This window comes from Streptomyces sp. HNM0645 (assembly GCF_030056615.1).
GTDB lineage: Bacteria > Actinomycetota > Actinomycetes > Streptomycetales > Streptomycetaceae > Streptomyces > Streptomyces marianii.
This window is the reverse complement of record NZ_JASHLT010000052.1, coordinates 16,572-36,911: the sequence shown is the minus strand read 5'-3', so window position 1 is coordinate 36,911 and position 20,340 is coordinate 16,572. Positions and strand designations below refer to the sequence as shown.

At 73.6% G+C, this 20,340-nt stretch carries 16 protein-coding genes; 4 read left to right on the top strand and 12 right to left on the bottom strand.

Annotation, left to right across the window (positions count from 1 at the left end):
* The first annotated feature begins 15 nt into the window (after nt 1-15).
* Entirely contained in the window at nt 16-1,257 is a 1,242-nt protein-coding gene (locus QMZ92_RS29470; protein WP_283300615.1) for a styrene monooxygenase/indole monooxygenase family protein, read from the top strand.
* Nucleotides 1,258-1,490: 233 nt separating this feature from the next.
* On the opposite strand, the gene QMZ92_RS29465 is transcribed toward QMZ92_RS29470, so the two are convergent.
* Nucleotides 1,491-2,945 carry an amidase gene (locus QMZ92_RS29465; RefSeq protein ID WP_283300630.1) on the bottom strand — a complete coding sequence of 485 codons (1,455 nt, stop codon included), beginning with the start codon at nt 2,943-2,945 and terminating at the stop codon, nt 1,491-1,493.
* Nucleotides 2,946-3,039: 94 nt separating this feature from the next.
* On the opposite strand from QMZ92_RS29465, the gene QMZ92_RS29460 reads away from it, so the two are divergent.
* Complete coding sequence (locus QMZ92_RS29460; protein WP_283300614.1) at nt 3,040-3,675, top strand: TetR/AcrR family transcriptional regulator; 636 nt, start codon at nt 3,040-3,042, stop codon at nt 3,673-3,675.
* Nucleotides 3,676-3,828: 153 nt separating this feature from the next.
* On the opposite strand, the gene QMZ92_RS29455 is transcribed toward QMZ92_RS29460, so the two are convergent.
* The 5 genes from QMZ92_RS29455 to QMZ92_RS29435 form a co-directional block, all read right to left on the bottom strand.
* Nucleotides 3,829-4,704, bottom strand: coding sequence for a coiled-coil domain-containing protein (locus QMZ92_RS29455; protein ID WP_283300612.1), 876 nt, complete (start codon nt 4,702-4,704; stop codon nt 3,829-3,831).
* A gap of 154 nt (nt 4,705-4,858) precedes the next feature.
* Nucleotides 4,859-7,618: an outer membrane protein assembly factor BamB family protein gene (locus QMZ92_RS29450; protein WP_283300611.1), complete on the bottom strand. Its 2,760-nt coding sequence runs from the start codon at nt 7,616-7,618 to the stop codon at nt 4,859-4,861.
* Nucleotides 7,619-7,658: 40 nt separating this feature from the next.
* Complete coding sequence (locus QMZ92_RS29445) at nt 7,659-7,934, bottom strand: DUF8847 domain-containing protein (RefSeq protein WP_138053207.1); 276 nt, start codon at nt 7,932-7,934, stop codon at nt 7,659-7,661.
* 258 nt (nt 7,935-8,192) lie between these two features.
* Nucleotides 8,193-8,939, bottom strand: coding sequence for a TetR/AcrR family transcriptional regulator (locus QMZ92_RS29440; protein WP_283300610.1), 747 nt, complete (start codon nt 8,937-8,939; stop codon nt 8,193-8,195).
* Between the two features lie 191 nt (nt 8,940-9,130).
* The gene (locus QMZ92_RS29435; RefSeq protein ID WP_283300609.1) at nt 9,131-10,066 is read right to left on the bottom strand and encodes an AurF N-oxygenase family protein; all 936 of its coding nucleotides are present in this window, start codon (nt 10,064-10,066) and stop codon (nt 9,131-9,133) included.
* 129 nt (nt 10,067-10,195) lie between these two features.
* Between QMZ92_RS29435 and QMZ92_RS29430 the strand changes: the two genes are divergently transcribed.
* Entirely contained in the window at nt 10,196-11,299 is a 1,104-nt protein-coding gene (locus tag QMZ92_RS29430; RefSeq protein ID WP_283300608.1) for a ferritin-like domain-containing protein, read from the top strand.
* Between the two features lie 131 nt (nt 11,300-11,430).
* On the opposite strand, the gene QMZ92_RS29425 is transcribed toward QMZ92_RS29430, so the two are convergent.
* The 6 genes from QMZ92_RS29425 to QMZ92_RS29400 form a co-directional block, all read right to left on the bottom strand.
* A complete protein-coding gene (locus QMZ92_RS29425; protein ID WP_283300607.1) occupies nt 11,431-12,897 on the bottom strand; it encodes a penicillin-binding transpeptidase domain-containing protein in 1,467 nt (488 codons plus the stop codon).
* Entirely contained in the window at nt 12,894-14,375 is a 1,482-nt protein-coding gene (locus tag QMZ92_RS29420) for an FtsW/RodA/SpoVE family cell cycle protein (RefSeq protein ID WP_283300606.1), read from the bottom strand. Before QMZ92_RS29420 ends, QMZ92_RS29425 begins: the two co-directional genes overlap by 4 nt.
* Before the next feature lie 26 nt (nt 14,376-14,401).
* The gene (locus QMZ92_RS29415; protein ID WP_283300605.1) at nt 14,402-15,829 is read right to left on the bottom strand and encodes an ATP-binding protein; all 1,428 of its coding nucleotides are present in this window, start codon (nt 15,827-15,829) and stop codon (nt 14,402-14,404) included.
* The gene (locus QMZ92_RS29410) at nt 15,826-16,527 is read right to left on the bottom strand and encodes a hypothetical protein (RefSeq protein ID WP_283300604.1); all 702 of its coding nucleotides are present in this window, start codon (nt 16,525-16,527) and stop codon (nt 15,826-15,828) included. The genes QMZ92_RS29415 and QMZ92_RS29410 overlap by 4 nt, the downstream gene beginning before the upstream one ends.
* Before the next feature lie 368 nt (nt 16,528-16,895).
* The gene (locus QMZ92_RS29405; RefSeq protein WP_283300603.1) at nt 16,896-18,914 is read right to left on the bottom strand and encodes a HEAT repeat domain-containing protein; all 2,019 of its coding nucleotides are present in this window, start codon (nt 18,912-18,914) and stop codon (nt 16,896-16,898) included.
* Nucleotides 18,915-19,327: 413 nt separating this feature from the next.
* Entirely contained in the window at nt 19,328-19,759 is a 432-nt protein-coding gene (locus QMZ92_RS29400) for a nuclear transport factor 2 family protein (protein WP_283300602.1), read from the bottom strand.
* A gap of 89 nt (nt 19,760-19,848) precedes the next feature.
* On the opposite strand from QMZ92_RS29400, the gene QMZ92_RS29395 reads away from it, so the two are divergent.
* Nucleotides 19,849-20,298 carry a LysR substrate-binding domain-containing protein gene (locus QMZ92_RS29395; RefSeq protein WP_283300601.1) on the top strand — a complete coding sequence of 150 codons (450 nt, stop codon included), beginning with the start codon at nt 19,849-19,851 and terminating at the stop codon, nt 20,296-20,298.
* Nucleotides 20,299-20,340: the final 42 nt, after the last annotated feature.

Sequence of the window (20,340 nt, the reverse complement as noted above, 5' to 3'; positions counted from 1 at the left end):
AGAAAGAGACGCGCCATGCGGAAGATCCTCATTGTCGGCGCCGGTCAGTCCGGACTCCAGCTCGCTCTCGGACTCCAGGCCCAGGGCTACGAAGTCACCCTGATGTCCAACCGCACGGCGGACGAGATCCGGTCCGGCCGGGTCATGTCCACGCAGTGCATGTTCCACACAGCGCTCCAGCACGAGCGCGATCTGCAGATCAACTTCTGGGAGTCGCAGGCCCCGAGGATCGAGGGCCTCGGCGTCTCGGTGGCCGGTCCCGAGTCCCAGCGGCTGATCGACTGGGTCGGCAAGCTCGACGGCTACGCCCAGTCCGTCGACCAGCGGCTGAAGATGGCCGGCTGGATGGAGACCTTCGCCCAGCGCGGCGGGCAGCTCGTGATCCACGGCGCGGCCGTCTCCGACCTCGACTACTTCGCCCGCGCCTACGACCTGGTGCTCGTCTCGGCGGGCAAGGGCGAACTCGTCTCCATGTTCGGCCGCGACGCCTCGCGCTCCCCGTACAGCGAGCCCCAGCGCGCCCTCGCCGTCTCCTACGTCCACGGTCTCGGCCCGCGCCCCGAGCACCCCGAGTACGACGCGGTCCGCTGCAACCTGGTCCCGGGTGTCGGCGAACTGTTCATCATGCCGACGCTGACCCTCTCGGGCCGTGCGGACATCCTGTTCTGGGAAGGGGTTCCGGGCGGTCCGCTCGACGTCTTCCAGGGCGTGAAGGATCCCGCCGAACACCTCTCCCTCACGTTGGAGCTGATGGAGAAGTACACGCCGTGGGAGTACGCCCGCGCGACGAAGGTGGAGCTGACGGACGCCAACGGCACGCTGGCCGGCCGCTACGCCCCGACCGTGCGCAACCCGATCGGCCGGCTGCCCGGCGGCGGCCTGGTGCTCGGCGTCGCGGACGTCGTCGTCGCGAACGACCCGATCACCGGCCAGGGCTCCAACTCGGCCTCGAAGTGCGCAGCTTCCTACCTCGACTCGATCGTGGGGCACGGCGACAGGCCGTTCGACGAGGAGTGGATGCGGACGACCTTCGACGGCTACTGGGAGACGGCTCGGCACGTCACCAAGTGGACCAACGCGATGCTGGGCGTTCCGCCGGAGCACGTGCTCAACCTGATCGGTGCGGCGGGGCAGCTCCAGCCGGTCGCCGACCGCTTCGCGAACGGCTTCAACGACCCGTCGGACTTCGAGAACTTCTTCTTCGACCCCGAGAAGACGTCCGCGTACCTGGCCTCGGTCAGCGGCGCGACGGCCTGACGCCCAACGGCTCCGCCCCGGCCCCGAACGCCCGGGGCCCCGGGCGGAGCCCTTGGGTTCAAGGGGTCCTCGCAACTCCCACAGATCGCGGGTGTTGCGAGGACCGCCAGAACCCAAGGCCCTGTCCGGGGGCCCGTTCGGACCTCCCGGCGGGTTCCGGTCGGCAGACGCTCGTCCGCCGACACTTCGGCCGGGAAGGAGGCCCCGTCCCGCCGTCCCTGTCGCGGCACCGACTACCGCGCTACCGCCGGGACTTCCGGGCGGGGGTCGATCGGTGTGAGCACTCCGAGGCGGTCCTCGACATGCTGGGCAGCGTCCAGGCACAGGTCCTCCCGGAACGCGCGCCCGACGATCTGCACGCCGGACGGCAGGCCGTCGGTCACTCCGGTCGGTACGGCGACCCCGGGCACGCCCGCGAAGCTGGTCACCGTGCACAGGCGCATGCCCGCGCCGACTCGTTCCCGTCCTGCCCGGTCGCGTGACTCCAGCCCCGGCTCCACGGGCGGCTCGGTGAACACCGGCCCGAGCAGCAGCGGGTACTCGTCGAGGAACTCCGCCCAGGAACGGCGGATGCCCAGCCAGACCCCCATCAGCTGCATGAACTCCGCCGCGGTCGCGGGCGGGGTCCTCTCCATCGTCATCTCGATGTAGCGGTCTCCGCCCTCGCCGAGCAGTGTCCGCACCATCGGCCAGGTCGGGGCGAATTCGGTCACGACGATCCGGTGGTACGCCTCGAGTGCGTCGTTCAGCCGCGGGACGTCCGCCACCTCCTGCACGTCGTACCCGGCGTCCCGCAGCGCTTCGGCCGCCGCCGCGACAGCACCGCGGACGGCGGGGTGGACGCCGTGGCCGCCGGGATCGGTGACGACCGCGACCTTCACCGGTCCCGGCAGCGGTTCACCGCGGACGGGCACCGGTACGGCTCGCGGATCCCGCGGGTCGGTCCCGGCCAGTGCCTCGTATGCCAGCCGCAGGTCGGCGATCCTGCGGGCCAGGGGCCCGTCGGTGACCAGCATCTGTGAGGCCGGTCCCGGGTCGTCCTGGCCGAGAACACGGTGGTCGGCGGGGAAGCGCCCGGTGGTGGGCTTCAGTCCCGCCACGCCGCAGAAAGAGGCAGGGATCCGTACTGATCCACCGGAGTCGTTGCCGAGCCCGATCGCGGCCATGCCGGTGGCGACGGCCACTCCGTCGCCGCCGCTGGAGCCTCCCGGTGTCCGGCCCCGGTCCCACGGGTTGACGGTGTCGCCGAACAACTCGCTGCGGGTGTGCATCCCGGCCAGGACCAGAGTGGGTATGTTGCTGTGCCCGATCGGTATGGCCCCGGCGGCACGCAGCCGGGCCACCGGGGGTGCGTCGGCCGTCGCCACCAGGCTGCGGAAGCGCGTGACTCCCATCGTGGTCGGCACACCCTCGACGGCGGTCGTCTCCTTGACGGTGAACGGCACCCCTGCGAGAGGCCCCAGCTCTTCTCCCGCCGCCCGGCGCGAGTCCGTCTGCGCCGCGGCTTCGCGGGCGCGCTCGGCCATCAGCTGAGTGACCGCGTTGACCTGCGGGTTGACGTCGGCGATGCGGTCCAGGTGGCTGTCGACCAGTTCGACAGCCGACAGGTCTCCATCCCGGACCGCCTCTGCCTGGGCTGCGGCCGGCATCTTCCACAGGGCGTCCCGCACGATCCTCGTCCTCCCCATTCGTATGTCGTGGCGATTCATGTGTCGAAGCGTTCGGGTCGGAACCATAGCCCAGAAGCGATACGTTTGTATTGGAAAAAGGAGGCGCCCGAACATGCCCAAGCAGGTGGACTACGAGAGCCGACGCCGACGGATCGCCGAGGCCGTCTGCTTCCTCGTCGATGAGCGCGGACCTGAGGGAGTGACCATGCGCGACGTCGCCACCCGCGCGGAGGTCTCCCTGGGGGCCGTTCAGCGTTGCTTCCGCAACAAGGAAGAGATGCTCCTGTTCGCCGTCGACCACGTCGGTGAGCGCATCACCGAACGCGTACGGGCCCGCCTGTCCAGCAGCCCAGCCCAGTCAGCCGCTACCGCCCTGGGCCATGCGGCCACCGAGATCGCCCTGCTCCGCAGGCAGCACCGCGCCGAGGCACGGGTATGGCTCGCGTTCGTTGCCCAGGCCGCCGTCAGCGAGCCACTCGCCGCCAGACTCAGAGTCAGTTACGCGGCTCTCCAGGACCTCCTCGGCCGCCTCATCACGGAGGCCGGTGAGAGCGGCCCGGCCGGCGACGGCGCGGCGATGCTCGATCCGCAGCGTGAGGCCCGGGCCCTACTCGCCCTCTCGGACGGCCTGACCAGTCATGTGCTCGTAGGGCACCTGACCGCCGAGGAGGCCGAGGACGCCCTGCACGTGCACGTGGTCAGCCTCTGGGAACGCCTCCGCACCAGCCGTCCCGGACAGGACGTCTGACGCTCGTGGCGCTGGTCACCCGATCAGCCCGGCGAGGCGCCCGATGGCGGAGGGCGGGCCGTCCGACGTCGCGAAAGCTGCCCTCCGGCCACGTCGCGACTGGTGTACGGCCAAGGGCTCCCAGGGAAGCAACACCGTGGTTCCCCGCAAGCCTCAGTTCTCCGGAGCCAGAACGGAGAGTTCCTCCGGTGAGAGTGAGGCCAGCACCTCCTCCACCTCGTCCAGGCGGTCCCGTAGCGTGTCCCGTTGCGCGCGTTGCCGCTCGGCGAGGGCACGCTGCTCGTCGAAGGCCCGGCGGGAGGCCGCCGCCAGCGCGTCCGCCCGGCGCGCTCGCTCCTCCAACCGCGCGATCGTCGCGCGACTGCCGTCCGCCGCGCGTGACAGGAGACGGCCCTGCTCCAGAGCGCTCCGGGGGTCGCGGGCGAGCAGGAGCCGGAGGTACGGGGACAGTTCGGTCCTGCCCTGGTACTGCCGCCGGGCCAGCCGCCCGGCCTCGTCCCGGCTGCGGGCGAGGGCGCCGCGCGCGTCGGCGAGGGCGGTGTGGAGCCGTCTGGTCTCGGCAGCCTGCTCGACGAGCATGTCCCGGGAGGTGGTGTACGCCTCGCTCGCCTCCGCCGCCTGCCGGAACAGACCCTGCAGCCGGGTGAGGGCCTGGGAAACCCTCGCGGGCACCGCACCGACCGCCGGCCCGATCGCCGGTGTCCCCGGTGCGGCGGCGGGTTTCCCGGGCGCCGCGGCCGGTTCTCCAGGTGCCCGGGCGGGTTTCCCGGGTGTCCCGGGCAGGGGGGCGGTGCCGCCGGCCTCCGTGTCGTCGCCGTCCTGTTCCGCACCCAGTCCCGTCCCCGGACGCGCGGACGGCTCCCGGGACTGCCCCGGTGCGGCGGTCGAGCCTCCGGCGAGCGCTGCCCCGGCCGCCGTCGGTCCCGCCGCCGTGGGTCCGGCTGCGGTCGGCCCGAACCCCGTGGCCCCGAGCGCCGCCACCGCGACCAGTGCCGTCGCGCGGAGAGTTCGCAGCGTGCTGCCTGACACGTCATCACCTCCGATTGCCCACGGACTCCGTCGGCGATGATGCGGCGCGGCTCGTGCGAAGGCCGCCCGAGGGGCCGGACCGGACCAACACCGTCACCCGTTGCGGGCGGCCCCGCCCGCCGTGCGGCGTGTCGGCTGGCGGCCTCGCGGTCCGTCAGCGCCCGAGGGGAAGCCCGTAGAAGGCCCGGCCGCGCCACACGACGGCGGTGCGGCCGGCCACCACGCCCCGGTAGCCGGTCACCGGATCGGGGCCGCCTGCGTCCTGGAACTTCCACAACCGGGTGCCGTCAGCCGTGGAGAACGCTGTGACCTGCGTGGACTCCAGCACCAGCGCGGTGCGCCCGCCGGTGGAGAGCAGCACGCGCGGCTGACCGCCCCCGCCGCCGGCCTCCGTGGACCGCGTCCACCGCGTGGCGCCGGACGCCGCGTCGAGTGCGAGCAGCCGGTGCCCGGCCGTCGGCACGAAGAGGGTTCCGCCGTGGACGCTCCCCTCGCCCGCCGCGCCGGCGGCCCGCCACAGTTGCTTGCCGCTGCGGGTGTCGTAGGCGCGCAGATCCGGTCCCGCGAGGGCGAACAGCCGGCCCACGGCGTCGCCGAAGACGGGTGCGCTCTGGTGGACGGTGCCGAAGTGCTTGCCCCACAGGCGCTTGCCGCCGGTTCTGTCGTAGAGGGCGAACAGTCCGAGCCCCTTGTTCGCCTTCTGCTGCTGGGGGGTGAGCGAGCCGCCGTCCTGCCGTACGAGGAGTCCGTCTGGTCGGACCGCGACACCCTGATACCGGGGTACGGCGTTCCGGCCGCGGCCGTTCGGGACCTGGGCGCGCCACAACTCCTTCCGGGCGACGGCGTCGTAGGCGACGAGGAACGTTCCTGCGCCCGCAGTCCCCGTGAACCAGACCACCGGTCCCTCGGTGGCCGTCACCGCGCTGACATGCGCGGGCGCCGCGATCCGATGGCGGACCGTACCGTCCTGCGGCGACAGCCAGAGGAAATGCGTGGCACCGATCAGGAAGAGGCCGTCGCCCGCGACCACGGGGCGGTGTCCCGCGCTCGCGGCCGCGGGCCGGGTCCACAGCCGGCGGCCCGTGCGCAGATCCACACCCGTGCAGCCCTTGTCGTCCGACACGACCAGCACCCGGTCGCGCCAGGCGGTGGCCTGTGCCGAGCCGTCGCCCGCGTGGCGGTACACCCACAGCGGCGCCGGCGGCACACCGGGCAGCGGCTTCGCGGCCGGAGCCGGCCCGGGCCGAGCTGCGGCCGCCTTCTCGTCCCCGCCCGCGAGGGCCGCGCCGATGCCACCCCCGACCAGCAGTCCGACGGTGCCCGCGGCGGCTCCGAGCACCAACGCCCGCCGCTCCGCGCCCGCCTTGGCCGCGAGCACCGATGCGGTGAGGGCGGACTTGGGCGCGTCGCCGCCGTCCGGCGCGGCGGGGGCCGTGTCCGTGAGCCGGACCGCCCGTCCGGCGGGTGCCTCCGGCACCGGAGGCACCGGGGCGGGGGGCGGGGCGGGGAGGGCACCCTGCGCGGCGGTGACCGGCTCGGCTCCGTGTACCGGTGGGGCGTCCGGCGCGATGGTCGCAGCACCGGACCCGACGACCGGCAGGACGCCCGGCGCGGCCGAGCCCGCCCGGCCTGCCGTGGCATCCTCCGGGGCGCTCCGGACCCGGGGAATGCCCAGCGCCGCCGTCACCCTGTCGACGCGGCGAGCATCGGCGGGGGAGGGGGCCGGGGTGTCCCGGCCGCGTCCGTCCTCAGGTCCCGTGCCCGGGGCGTCCTGCGGGGGAAGGCCGGCACCGGCCCGGACGGTGCCGGTCGCGTCGCAGGACGGGGCGGCGGGCGGTGCGGGGCGGCCTCCACCCGCGTCCTGCGCGGGCAGCGCGGTGCGGCTCGCGTCGTCCGGTGCCGTGGCGGATGCCCGCCCGCTTGCGCCGGCGTCCTGCGGGGAAGCCTCCGCGCCCGCCGTGTCGCCGGGCGGCAGCGGCTGTACGACGGGCACCGGGTCCCGAGAGACGGCCGCTCGGCCGCCCAGGGCGAGCCGGGTCACCGCGTCGGCCTGGGCGGACAGGGCCGTGAGCACCGGCTCCGGCAGCCAGCCCTCCTTCGCCGGCGCCGTCGCGCCTTCCAGGGCGAGCGCCGCCGCGGCGCTGCCCGCGGTCGGCCGGTCGGCGGGGGACTTGGCGAGGCAGGACGCCACCACGTCCCGCAACCCGTGCGGTACGCCGTCCAGTTCGGGTGCGGCGTCGGCGATGGCCCGGCCGTCCGGGAACGGCGTGGTGCCGGTGGCGGCGTAGGCGAGGAGGAGGCCGAGGACGAAGAGGTCGGAGGCCGTGCCGGGCGGCTCGCCGGCCAGTTGCTCGGGGGTGAGGTAGCCCAGCCGTACGGACAGACCGCCGCCGGGGGCCGGTTCGGCGTGCGCGGCCGCGCCCAGGGCGCCGAAGGCCGACAGCCGGGGCCCGTCGGAGGCCAGCAGCACGGTCTCCGGGGCGAGACCGTGCAGCACCGTGCCCGCCGCGTGGACGCGGGACAGGGTCTCGGCGAGCCCCGCGCCGAGCGTCCGTACGGCACGCTCCGGGAGCGGCCCGGCGAGGGCGATCGCCTCGTCGAGGGTCACAGCGGGCACGTACGCGTACGCGGTCCACAGCTCGGACCCGTCCGTGGACAGGTCGAGAGGGGCGGTGACCCATCCTCCCGCCAGCCGCTCCGCGGTGCGCGCCTCCGCCGAGAATCGCGAGCGGAACGCCGGCAGCGCCGAGAGCTCCGCCCGGGCGAGGGAGAGGACCACCGGTTCACCGCCGGCCGCCTCGTCGCGCCCCACGTACTGGACGGCGCTCGCGGTCGCGCGGAACCGAGCCAGCGTCGTGTACGGGCCGATTCGGCGTGGATCCCCGTCCTGCAGCGCCTCCCGCAGTGCCTCCATCGGCGAAACTCCCCCCGTGGGTCGTCGAACGCCGTTGATCCTATTCGGCCCGCTTCGGCTTCGACCAGGGCCAGTTGAGCCTGCGGCGCTCCCGCCCCTCCGGCGCGTACTCGTACTTCCAGCCGCGCGGCAGCCCGAGCCGCCTGGAGTGTCCGGCGGTGACCCGGCGGTAGGCGTACACGGTGTGCGGGCCACCGTCCTCGTCCGGCACCGGTACCTCGTACCAGAGGGGCGGGTTGCCGGTGGGGCCGACCAGGACGGGCAGGACCCGCCCGTCGAGCGGGCCGCCGACGAAGGGGGTGTTCTCGCTTCTCACCCTTCCAGTCTCGCGCAGGGGCGCCGTCCCGTCCCTCCCGGGGCGGTCCCGGGCCCCGTGCCGGACGGCCCGCGACCCGCGCCGGGCACCCGTGTGCGAGGGAGCCGGACACCGTGCCGGGTCCACCGGCACGCGACGCCCCGCACGGCGTCCCGCTGCGTGCCGCAGCACACCGGGGCGCGTCCCGTACGAGGGCGGTCCTCCGCCGTGCGGTCGCACGCACCGGACGATCGGGCCCCGCCCTGCGGGCGGACGGAGCTACTCTCGCAACACGCCCCGGAGCAGGTGGCCCGCGTCGCCCGCGAGGGGCAGTACGCGCCGGGCGAGCGTCCCCACCGGGCCGGACGGGTTCTCCAGGGCGAGCAGGTTCCGGACGACGCCCGCGGTCTCCTCGTCCGTGGCCGCGGTCGCCGCGAGCAGGGCGACGAGATGGTCGACGAGCCAGTCCCGGAGCTCCCCGGCGGACGGGCGCTTGTCCCCGTCCAGCCAGATCAGCGAGGCCGCCTCCACCGCGGCGATCCAGGTGCGCACCATCATGCGCACGCGCGCGCCGGGTTCCGGTACGCCGAGGTGGACCAGGATCTGCTCGGCGGCCGCACGTCGCACCTCGTCCACGATCGCGCAGGTCCGGGACGTCTCGGCGACGCTACCGCCGCGCATCAGCGCGCTGAACCCGGCGTCGTGCTCGTCGACGAAGTCGAGGTAGCGGTCCAGGACCCGGCCCAGCCGTTCGGTCGGCGGTCCGGTGGGAGCTTCCGCGAAGCACAGCACGAGCGCGTCTGCGGAGCTGCGCAGCGCGACCTCGTACAACTGCTGCTTGCCGCCCGGGAAGTACCGGTACACGAGCGGCCTGGACACCCCGGCGGTCTCGGCCACGTCGTCGAGTGACACGTCCTCCGGCGCCCGGTGTGCGAACAGCGTGAGGGCGGCGCGGAGGAGCTGGTCACGCCGCTCCTCCACACTCAGGCGCCGGTACGCGCGCGTCGCGGGAGCACTTGAGGTCATACGGGCAGCCTATCCGCCGGGTCCCGGAGCCGGGGGGCCGTCCGGACCACTGGCCGGGGTCCGGACGGGTTCGGCCGGGGAGGGCCGCCGGCGCCGGACGGGTGTGCCGGTCCCGGGCGAGGGAGGCGCGCCCGGCCGGAACGCCCGCTTCCGCCTCCCGCTGCGCACCGGGCCCCGGCACCCGGCCGCCCTCAGGCGAGGAGTCCCGAGCTCTTCCACAGCCGGCGGCCCGGGCCCCGGAGGACGCCGATGTCGTCGAGGAAGTCCGTGAGGCGCCTGGCGCCCGACTGCATCACCTCACGGCGGTGTCCGCTCGCCTTCACCTGGGCGACGGCAACGCGCCGGTCCAGGCCGACGTTCTCGTAGACCTCGGGGTTGATGAAGCACACGGAGAAGACCCGGGCCGCCTCGCCGCAGCTGAGCCGGGTGAACTCCTGCTCCCAGCGCGGCGCGGTCACCATCTGGCGGCGCAGTTCCTCACGCGCGTACCGCACGTGCCGGGCCTCCTCCACCACGTGGATCCGCGTCACTCCGCGGACCAGCGTCTGGACGCGCTCGTCCGGGAAGGTGAGGCGCTGCATCCAGTCGAGGACCTCCTCGCCGAGCAGCGTGGCCGCGAAGGAGCCCGGGGTCGTGGAGACGGTCTTCAGGACGCGGGCGAGGTTGTGGTACACCCGCGGCACCGGGTACGCGGGGGCGCCGCCCTTCTGGATCATCTTCGCGAACATCATCGAGTGGCGGCACTCGTCCGCTATCTCGGTGAGGGCGTAGCGCACATGATTGCTGGTCACGGGCTTGTCGTAGATGTGCCGCACCAGGAGCTGCATCAGGATGATCTCGAACCAGATGCCGAGCGAGGCGAGGGACGCCGCCTCGTGCCGGGCCAGGTCCATCCGCTGCTCCTCGGACATCCGCCGCCACAGCGGGGTGTCGTAGAGGGACACCAGCTCCGGAGGCCAGAACCACTTGCCCTCCTCGACCGGGGCGTCCCAGTCCAGCTCCTCGTCGGGGTCGAAGGAGTGCTTGGCCGAGGACTCGAGCAGGCGCGCGGCGACCTGTTCGCGGTCCCGCAGGGGCCCGAGGGCATCGCGGAGGAGCGTGAGATCGCGTTCGGACACAGTCGTCATGACGATTATGAGACTGTGCGTCAGTAAGCCCGTCAATCCCCTGTGCGGCACTTGTTGACTACGCGTCTACCAACGTGTGAGCCTGCCAACAGACCGTCAGTTCGTCAGTGCGAGGCGAGGGAGCCTTTCGTGTCGACGTATGACCACTACACCAGCCCGCCCCGGCAACCCGTCTGGACCGTCCCGGCCACCGGCGCGGCCCGCTTCAGCTGGGAGTACGGCTCCGGCCGAGACCGGCTGCTCGCCCTCTACCAGAAGGGCAAGGACAAGCAGTGGGACGGCGCCAAGCGCATCGACTGGGATCTCGAGGTCGACCCGTACGACCCCCTCGGTACCCCCGACGAGGCCCTCAGCCTCTACGGGACGCGCCACTGGGCCAGGATGACCGAGAAGGACAAGGGCGATCTGCGCCGGCACTACTCCTCCTGGCAGTTCAGCCAGTTCCTGCACGGGGAGCAGGGCGCGATGGTGTGCGCGGCGCGGATCGTCGAGTCCGTTCCCGACCTCGACGCGAAGTTCTACTCCGCCACCCAGGTCATGGACGAGGCCCGGCACGCCGAGATCTACGGCCGCTTCCTGCACGAGAAGATCGGGATGCTGTACCCGATCAACGACAACCTCCAGGGCCTGCTCGGAGACACCCTCCGCGACTCCCGCTGGGACATGCCGTACCTCGGTATGCAGGTGCTCATCGAGGGCCTGGCGCTCGCCGCGTTCGGCATGATCCGCGACACCACCGACAAGCCGCTCCCCAAGCAGATCCTGGCGTACGTGATGCAGGACGAGGCCCGGCACGTCGCCTTCGGGCGCATGGCGCTCCGCGACTACTACAAACAGCTCACGGACTCGGAGCTGCGCGAGCGCGAGGAGTTCGTCATCGAGGGCTGCTACCTCATGCGGGACCGGATCCGCGGGCTGGAGGTCCTGGAGGACTTCGGCATCCCGCGCCGGGAGGCCGAGGAGTACACCGAGCAGTCCGAGTTCCTGCACCTCTTCCGCAAGCTGCTCTTCAGCCGGATCGTGCCCTGCGTCAAGGACATCGGGCTCTGGGGCGAACGGCTCCAGAAGGCGTACGTCGACATGGGCGTCTTCGAACTCGGCGACTCCAACCTCGATCTGCTGATGACCCAGGACGAGGAACTCGCGGAGCGCCTGGACCGGGAGCGCTTCGCGGCGGAGGAGGCGGAGCGGGTGGCCGAGGTGGAGGAGGCGATCGCGGACGGGGCGAACTGACCGGGCCGCTCACGCCACTGCCGTCGATCACCCGATCGGACGACGCTCCGGGAAGCTGTCCGGGCTCGAGCGACCAGCGGGGCCCCGCGCCTGAGCGGTCCCGCACCGGTCAGGGCCGCCGGGCCCGTCGCTCAGGGCTTCGCCGCCTTCAGCGCCTCGACCATCACCGCCCGTGCGATCGGCGCCGCGTCGCCGCCGCCGCTGATCTCGCCGCCCGCCGCCTCCGGGTCCTCGACGACCACCGCGACCGCGACGGCGGGCCGCGGCGCCTCAGGGTGCTGCGCCCAGGCGATGAACCAGGCGTACGGCGTACCCGTGTTGCCGATGCCGTGCTGCGCCGTGCCGGTCTTGCCGCCCACGGTCACCCCGTCGATGAGTGCCCGCGTCCCCGTGCCCTTCTCCGCCGCCTCCACCATCATCCGCCGCAGTTCCAGCGCGGTCGCCGGGAACATCGCGCGACGGTAGGACCGGCGCGGTGTCTCCCTGACCGTGTCCCCGTCCCAGGTGGTCGTGCGGTCCACCAGGTACGGGTGGGCCAGCTCGCCGCCGTTGGCGACGGCCGCGGCCACCATCGCCATCTGCAGGGGCGTGGCCGTGGTGTCGAACTGGCCGATGGACGACAGCGCCAGCTGGTCCACGCTCATGCGGCGGTCGAAGTTGGACACCGCGACGCCGGACGGGATCCGCAGCGATGCGTCGTTGAAGCCGAAGCGGCCCGCCGTCTCCAGCATCCCCTTCAGCCCCACCTTCGCGCCCAGGTTCGCCATCACCGTGTTGCACGACCACTTGATCGCGTACACCAGGGACGCGTTGCGGCAGCCCGGCACGGGGTTGGGCAGCGTCGTCCCGGTGCCGGGGATGACGAACGGGTCCGGTGTGTCCGTGGGGGCGTCCGCGTCCGTGACGACCCGCGCCTCCAGTGCGGCCGCGGCCGTCACGATCTTGAACGTGGAGCCGGGCGGATACGTTTGCCGGATGGCCCGGTTGAGCATCGGGTGGGTCTCCGCCCCGTTGAGCCGCCGCCAGGCCGCGGTGACCTCGGCGCTGTTGCCGGACAGCAGCCCGGGGTCGTACGAGGGGCTGCTGACGAGTGCCAGGATCCTGCCCGTCGACGGCTCGATCGCCGCGACCGCCCCGCGCCTGCCGTCGAGCCCTCGGTACGCCGCCTGCTGCACGGCCGGCCGGACCGTGGTCAGGACCTTGCCGCCGGGCCGCTCGGAGCGGGTGAACTCGTTCCAGAACGGCAGCGGGGCGAGCCTCGGGTCGGTCCCCGACAGCACCCCGTCCTCCGCGTGCTCGAGCAGGGTCGTGCCGTACGTCTGCGAGGAGTAGCCGGTGACCGGCGCGTACAGGGGACCGTCCAGATAGGTGCGTTCGTACCGCAGCTGCTCGCCGGTGTCCTTCGAGCCGGTGACCGGCCGGCCGCCGACGACGATGGTCCCGCGCGGTTCGTCGTAGCGCGCGATGGCCGCACGGCGGTTCGCGGGGCTGCCGTTGAGGCCGTCGGCCTGCAGCACCTGGACGCGCACGGCGTTCACGAACAACGCGGCGAGCAGGAACAGGCTCAGCGCGGCGGCGCGCCGGATGTACCGCGTCATCGCGTCCCCTCCGCGGCCGGTCCGGGCGGATCCGTCCGTGCCGCCGCCTCCGTCGGGACCGCGGGTTCCGCCGGTCCCGCGTCCGTCCGTCCTGCCGGGGCCGCCGGGGGCACGGCGGGTGCGATCACACCCGCCTCCACCGGCTCCGGGTGCGGCTCACGGGCCGAGTCGCTCAGCCGGATCAGCAGCGCCACGATGATCCAGTTGGTGACGACGGACGAACCCCCCTGCGCCAGGAACGGCATGGCCATACCGGTCAGCGGGATGAGGCCCGTCACCCCGCCCGCGATGACGAAGACCTGTACGGCGACGATCGCGGCGAGGCCCACGGCGAGCAGCCCCCCGAAGGGGTCGCGCAGGTCGAGTCCCGCACGGTAGCCCCGCGCCACCAGCAGCGAGTAGAGCAGGAAGAGCGCCGTCAGCCCGGCCAGCCCCAGTTCCTCGCCGGCCGTCGCCAGGATGAAGTCGGACTTGGCGGCGAAGCCGATCAGGATCGAGTGCCCCGCGCCGAGGCCGGTGCCCAGAACCCCTCCCGACGCGAAGGCGAACAGCGACTGGGCGAGCTGGCTCGGCCCGTCGCCCGCCGTGATGGACGCGTACGGGTCGATCCAGGACTCGACCCGGCTGTGCACGTGCGGCTCCAGGGTGCCGACGGCGAACGCACCGACGCCCGCGAGCAGCAGCCCCACCACGATCCAGCCGGTCCGGCCCGTGGCGACGTAGAGCATGACCACGAAGAGCCCGAAGAACAGCAGCGAGGTGCCGAGGTCCCGCTCCAGCACCAGTACGACCACGCTGATCAGCCAGATGGCCACGACCGGGCCGAGTACCCGGCCGGCGGGCAGTTGCAGGGGTCCGATCCGGCGGCCCGTGTGGGCGAGTGCATGGCGGTTCGCGGCCAGGTACGCGGCGAAGAACACCGCCAGCAGGATCTTGGCGAACTCGCCCGGCTGGAACGAGAGACCTCCGATCCGGATCCAGATCCGGGCGCCGTTCACCGCGGGGAAGAGGATCGGCACGATCATCAGGGCGAGCGCGGTGACGACCGAGAGGTACCCGTAGCGCTGCAGCACGCGGTGGTCCCGCAGCAGTACGACGACCGCGATGAACAGCCCGACGCCCAGGGTGGACCAGATCAGCTGGGCCGGGGCGGCGCGGTCGGCCGGGGTCTCCAGGTCGAGGCGGTAGATGAGGACGAGACCCACACCGTTGAGGAGAACCGCGATCGGCAGCAGCAGCGGGTCCGCGTAGGGCGCCCGCAGTCGCACGGCGAGATGGGCGAGCAGCGCGAGCAGACCGAGACCCGCACCGTAGGCGAGGGCGTCGGGCGGAACGGCTCCGCTCCTGGCCAGACCCACGTCGGCATAGCCGTAGACGGAGATGAGGACGGCGCACACGAGGAGCGAGAGCTCGACGCCCCGCCGTCGCGCCGTAGGGGGCCGTTCGGGCGGGGGAGCCTCCGCTGCCGTTGCGGTCATGCGACGCAACGTAGCAAGCAGGGCTGTTATGTCCGCTTATCCGTGGACTCGGTGTGCTGCATGTCGGTGCCGGGAGCGGCATCCGTGCCGGGCACCGCCGGGGATCCGCCGGTCGTGTCCGGCGAGGCCGCGGCGCCCCCGTCCGGGCGGTCGGCGAGATGCACGTACTCGGGCAGCGTCAGCCGGGCGAGCGCCCCGCCCCCCGGAGCGTTACCGAACTCCAGCCGCGCGCCCATCACCGCGGCCTGGCCCACCGCGATCGTCAGGCCGAGACCGTGGCCCTTGCCCCCCGACTCGGTACGGAACCGCTGCGGCCCGTGCTCCAGCAGGTACTCCGGATACCCCTCCCCGTGGTCCCGGACCGACACCACCGGCCCGTCCACGGTCACCACCACCGGCCCCGCACCGTGCTTGTGCGCGTTGGCGATCAGATTGCCGAGCACGCGTTCCAACCGCCGCTTGTCCGTCTCGACGCTCGCGTCACGGACGACCAGCAGTTCCGTCTCCGAGCCGGTGGAACGCGCCATCCGCACCACCCGCTCGGCCAACGGCGCCAGTTCACGGATGTCGAGGTCGACCTTCTCCCGGCCCGCGTCGAGCCGAGATATCTCCAGCAGGTCCTCCGTCAGCGTCCGCATCCTGCGCACCCGGTCCTGCACCAGCTCCGACGGGCGCCCCGGCGGCAGCAGCTCGGCCGCCGCGGACAGGCCCGTCAGGGGGGTGCGCAGCTCGTGCGCCACATCGGCGGTGAAGCGCTGCTCGCTCAGCAGCTTGCCCTGGAGGGTGGAGGCCATGGTGTCCAGCGCGCCGGAGACCGTGGCCACCTCGTCCTCGCAGCGCGCTGGGTCCTTCGTGCGGGGGTCGTTGACGCGCGCGTCCAGATCGCCCGCGCTGATCCGCCGCGCCACCTGCGCGGTCAGATGCAGTCGGCGGGTCACCCGGGTCACCGAGAAGGCTCCCGCCAGCAGCGTCGCGCCGATCGCCAGCGCGGAGGAGCCGACGATGGCCCGGTCGAGGCCCACGATGGTCTGCGCGCTCAGCGTGTAGTCGATCCGCACCGCCAGGGCGCGGCCGTCCGCCGGGCCCGCGGCCCACATCGTCGGCCGGCCGTCGACGTCCGAGACCACCGTGCCGCGCTGCCCGCGCAGCGCCAGCGCCCGCAGTCCGGACGGCAGTGCCTGCGGGTCCAGGGCGCCGTACCGCCCCATCGGCTCGCCCGCCTCGTACGCCTCGGTCGCGTCCTCCAGCCTCGACAGCGCCTTCTCGCGGGCCTGTTCCACGGTCTGGCGGGTCACCGACACATGCACCAGCGCACCGAGCAGCGCCGCCAGCGCGCAGCACATCACGGTGATGAAGACCGTGGCCTTCCAGGTGAGCGTGGCGGTCCAGGCCGGCCTGCGCAGCCGCGGGCGGCGCCGCGGCCGTCTGCGGCGGAACGGCGTGCTGCCGGTCATCGTGGGTCCGCCGACGGCTCGGGTGCGGGCCGGGACGGCTTGACCCGGACGATCTCGTCGCGTGCGGGGAGCATCGCCCGCTGCCGCTCGTCCCAGGACCATGCCGTGCGGTACTCGTAGCCGGGAATGCCCGCGGACACGGCCCGCAGGATCAGGTCCCGGCCGGCGAGCTCGACGCTGACGATCGCCTCCGCGTCGGACATGATGCGCGTCAGCCCGCCCTTCTCCGGCATGTACACCCGGATCGCCGTCTGCTGCTCGGGCATCGTGATGCCGACGATCAGCTCGTCCTTCCCGTCGCCGGTGAGATCGCGGTAGTACGGCTTCAGCACCGGGCACTTCGCCGGCCTCGTCCGGCACTCGCGGATCTGCCGGGCCGTCTGCTCGTAGAGCCCGTCGGGGCCGGTGACCCGGCCCGGGTGGGCGGCCACCTCCGCCTGGACGACGGCGACCGGGTCCACGGCGTGGACATCGCCGCCGGGGACCGCGATCCCGCGGATGTGTTCGGTGTCGCTCTCGCCGTAGTCGACCGGGGGTGCGGATATCTCCGGCAGTTCCGGCCACAGCCGCACCGGGCCGACGGCGGTCGGCGTCGCCCCGGCGCTCTCCAGTCCGCCGGCGTCGTCGCAGCCGGCGAGCAGCAGCGCGGCGGCTGCGACGGCGGCGAGCGCGGGGCGGGGGGCGCGATGGCGTGGCAACGGGAGTCCTGGGAGGGGTCGATTCGAATGCGGGCCGCCCCCCAGGGTACGGAAGTCCCTTTTGCCCCTTGCGGGGGGCTCTGGATGTTTTGAGGTTGCGCGTCCGCGCGGGCCGGACGTCCCCGGCCGGACGGGACTCTCGGAACACGCCCCACGGCCGGAGGCGCCGAACACCGCACCTGCCGCGTGCCCGGCCCCTGCCCTTACCGCAGGGCCTCGCCGCGGGGGACGGGAACCCCCGCACCGGTGCCCGCGCCGGCCCCGGCGGCGATCGCGATCGCGGCGAAGCCGCACGGGTTCCGGTTCCGACCGCGGGAGCTCCGCAGGCATGGACGGCCCCACGCACCACCGGAGCCGCGGGCGCGGCGTCACGCGTGCGGGCGCAGTGCCGCGCGGCAGAGGGTGAGCAGGCGTTCGTCCTGCTCGATGTCGTGGCTCCCGGACCCCCCGTCCAGCACGTTGTGCCGCCGGGGCCGCGCGAGCTCCGCACGCAGCAGGGGCGCGGCCGGCCCCGCCGACGGGCCCATCTCGGCGAGGCACTCGGCGATCTCGACCCGCCCGTAGCGGTTCTCCTCCCACGCGGTCCGCAGCACCGGCAGGGATTCCCGGGCCTCACCGGTGACCCGCCACAGGGCGACCGCCGCGTCCATCCGGAGCCAGCGTTCCGGCGAGGTGAGCAGGTCGCGGAGTGCGGGCGCCGCGTCGGCCGCCGCGCGGCCGACCGCGCCGAGCGCCGCGGCGGCGGCGCGGCGCTCGTCCGGACCGTCCGCCGTGAGCAGCTCGCGGAGCACCGGCAGTACCGCGGCCGCGTCTCCCGTCGCCGCCCACAGCGCCCGCGCCGCGGCCGCGACGACCGACGAGGACGGGTGCGAGGACGCGCCGCCGAGCAGTGCGCGGAGCTCCGGCACCGCCGGAAGGGCAGCGGCCCCGAACGTCGTGAGGGCCCGCAGTGCCGCCTCGGTCACCCACTCGCCGCCCCACGCCGGCGCGCCGCGCAGCACCCGCAGCACCTCGGGCAGCGCCTCGGCCGCCCGTACGCCGGCGAGTCCGTTCAGCAGTGGTGCCGCCCGGTCGTAGAGCTGCTCGTCCAGGGCCACCTCGCCGAGCCGCCGCCGCAGCACCGGCACGAGAGGCGCGGCCCGGTCGCCGAGGTACGGCACGGCGAACGCCGCGTCGCGCGGCAGGTCCGGCTGCTCCAGTGCGCGGGCGAGCGCCGGGACGGCACGCGCGTCACCGAGCCGGGCGAGGGCGACGAGCGCGCGACGGTCCGCCGGCCGTTCCCCGTCGGCGGTCCTCACCCGCTCCGCGAGCGCGTCGGCCGCGGGCAGCGCCAGCCCGAAGAGGCTCTCCAGGAGGCTGACCGCCGCGCCGTGCAGCAGCGGATCGGGGTCGCCGAGTTGCGCACCGACGAGTCGCACCACCTCGTCGTACGGCCCGCGCCAGGCCCGGATCAGCCCGTGGCACATCCACACGGCGTCCGTCCGCTGGTCAGGGTCGGCGCTGGTCAGCTGGCCGGTGAGCAGCGCGATCCGGTCGTCGACGCGGTCACCGAGCGCGGAGTGGAGCGTCCGGAGCAGGTCGTCCGCCCAGGGCGCGCCGGGCCGGCCGTCGCCCCCCGCCGCCTCCGCCCCGGACCCGGCCCCCGGCCCGGCGCCGGCCGCGGCCTCGTCCGTGGCCCGCAGCAGCGCGGTCGCCGTCGACGCCACGTCGTCGGGCAGGAGGCCGGGTGCGCAGCGTGCCAGCTGGGTCAGTGCGGACAGCCGCAACCCGGGCGGCCGGTCCGGGGCGAGCAGCGTGGTCAGCCAGCTCACCGACTCGGCGCGGAGCGGCTCGTGGCGCAGCGCGATCCGCCCGACCGCCTCGACGAGTGCGAGCCGTACCTCCGTGTCCCGTTCCCTCTCCAGCCGGGCCCTCAGGAGGGCCAGTACCCGCGCCGGGTCACCGTGGAGCATCGCGAGGGCGCACGGCGCCGCGAGCCGGACCCCGGCGTCCGGGTCGCCCAGCAGCCCGACGAAGACGTCAGCCCCCGCGGCCACCGCGGCGGCGGCCATCGCGTAGTTCGCGGCGTCCTCGAACTCCTCGTCCTCCGGGTCGAGTTCGTCGTCGTCGAGGTCGATGCCGCCGATGCTGGTCAGCAACTCCACGATGGCGCCGCGGTCCTGCACCTCGGGGCTGGCGACGAGTTCCAGGAGGAACGGGATGCAGGCCAGCGTGGAGTCGTACACGTCGCCTTGGTGGTGCACCGCGGTGTACATCCCGTCGAGCGCGGTCTCCCGCTCGGCCGGATCCGCGGAGGCGAGTGACCTCAGCAGCCCCGGTACGTCGTCAGCCGGACCGTACGCATGCCCCATCGAGGCCCAGTCGACCTCGTCCATCCCCGTGAACACGCCGTTCCCTTCCGCGAGCCGGATGCCTGGGGAGAGTGTGCACCAGGACTGCGGTAACCCACCCCGCGCAAGTGAGCCGGATGAACGGTTCGCCGGACGGGCGGCGGGACGTGCGGGCCCTGCCGGGCGCCACCGGTCGCCGGTGACCGGCGAGGTGAGCGGCAACGTGGCCGGTGGGGTGGGGCGGGGCGACGACCGGACTGCGCGTCGCACCGGAAAGTGCGTACCGGCGTTCACGCCTCTCGGCCCTTCGTCGGCAGTCCGGCGGGTGCCGGCGCCCTCGGACGCCGGGGCGCGCACGGCCCGCGGCCGCGCACCGCGCACGAACGCGCCCCGGTCGTACCCGGACGTGCGAGCGCCCGCAGCCGTCGACGCGGCTGCGGGCGCGGGGACGCACGGTGCGGGTGGGGGGCTCAGCGCAGGTTGTCACCCCAGCCGCTCTGCAGCATGGTCTGGAAGGCCCACCGCCCGTCCCGTCTGATCAGGACGTCCGCGTACCGCAGCTGCTGGGTCGTGCCGCCCACCGTCATGGTGGAGTCGGTGAAGACGACCGCCATCGCCGGGCCGAGGAAGACGGGCGTGCGCACCGACTCGAAGGCGATGTCCTCGGACCCGTCCCCCATGACCTGGGTCATGGTCCGGACGTACTGCTCGCGGTCCCACTGGGCGGAGGCACCGCTGCCCGCGGAGTCGTCGCTGACCAGATTGAGCGGGAAGACGGCCATGTCGGCCATCCGCTCGATGTCACGGCGCGCTGCCGCCGCGTCGTACTCGGTGAACCACGCCTGGACCGAGGCGAGTTCGTCGGGGGTCGGGAGGTACCCGGTGTCGGGAAGCTGGGGCACACATGCTCCTTCACGCAGACGTGGGAGGCTGGTCAAACTTGACTAATGGAGACCGTACCCCCACCGGTTCATCTAGTCAAACTTGATTAATGAGCGAGTCCGGGAGTCGGCGGACCGTGACGACGGCGTGCCGGGCGGTGCCCCGCTCGATCTCGGCCACCGGCCCGGGCTGCACCGCGCTGTACGAGGAGCCCCGGATGCTCGTGGTCCCGCGCGGCCATCCCTTGGCCGACCGCGCGTCGGTGACCGCGGAAGAACTGGCCGGAGAGGAGGCGGCGCCGTGCCCGTTCGAGACCGTGGACTGGACGTCCTACCGGATCCTCGGGGCCGGCGTGCCGCCGATCGAGAGCTGCGAGGACAAGCTCGAACTCGTCGCGGACGGCAAGGGCAAGGCGATCGCCGTGCTTCCGGTCGGCGATCGGCGTAGCTCACTGCGTCCCGACCTCGTCACCGTCCCGACCTCGTCACCGTCCCGATCGAGGGCGCTCCCGCCGGCCAGGTCGTCCTGGCCGGCCGCGAGGGCGACCCCAATCCGGTGATCAGGAATCCCCGGCTCGCGGCCAAGGCCGTCCTGACCGCCC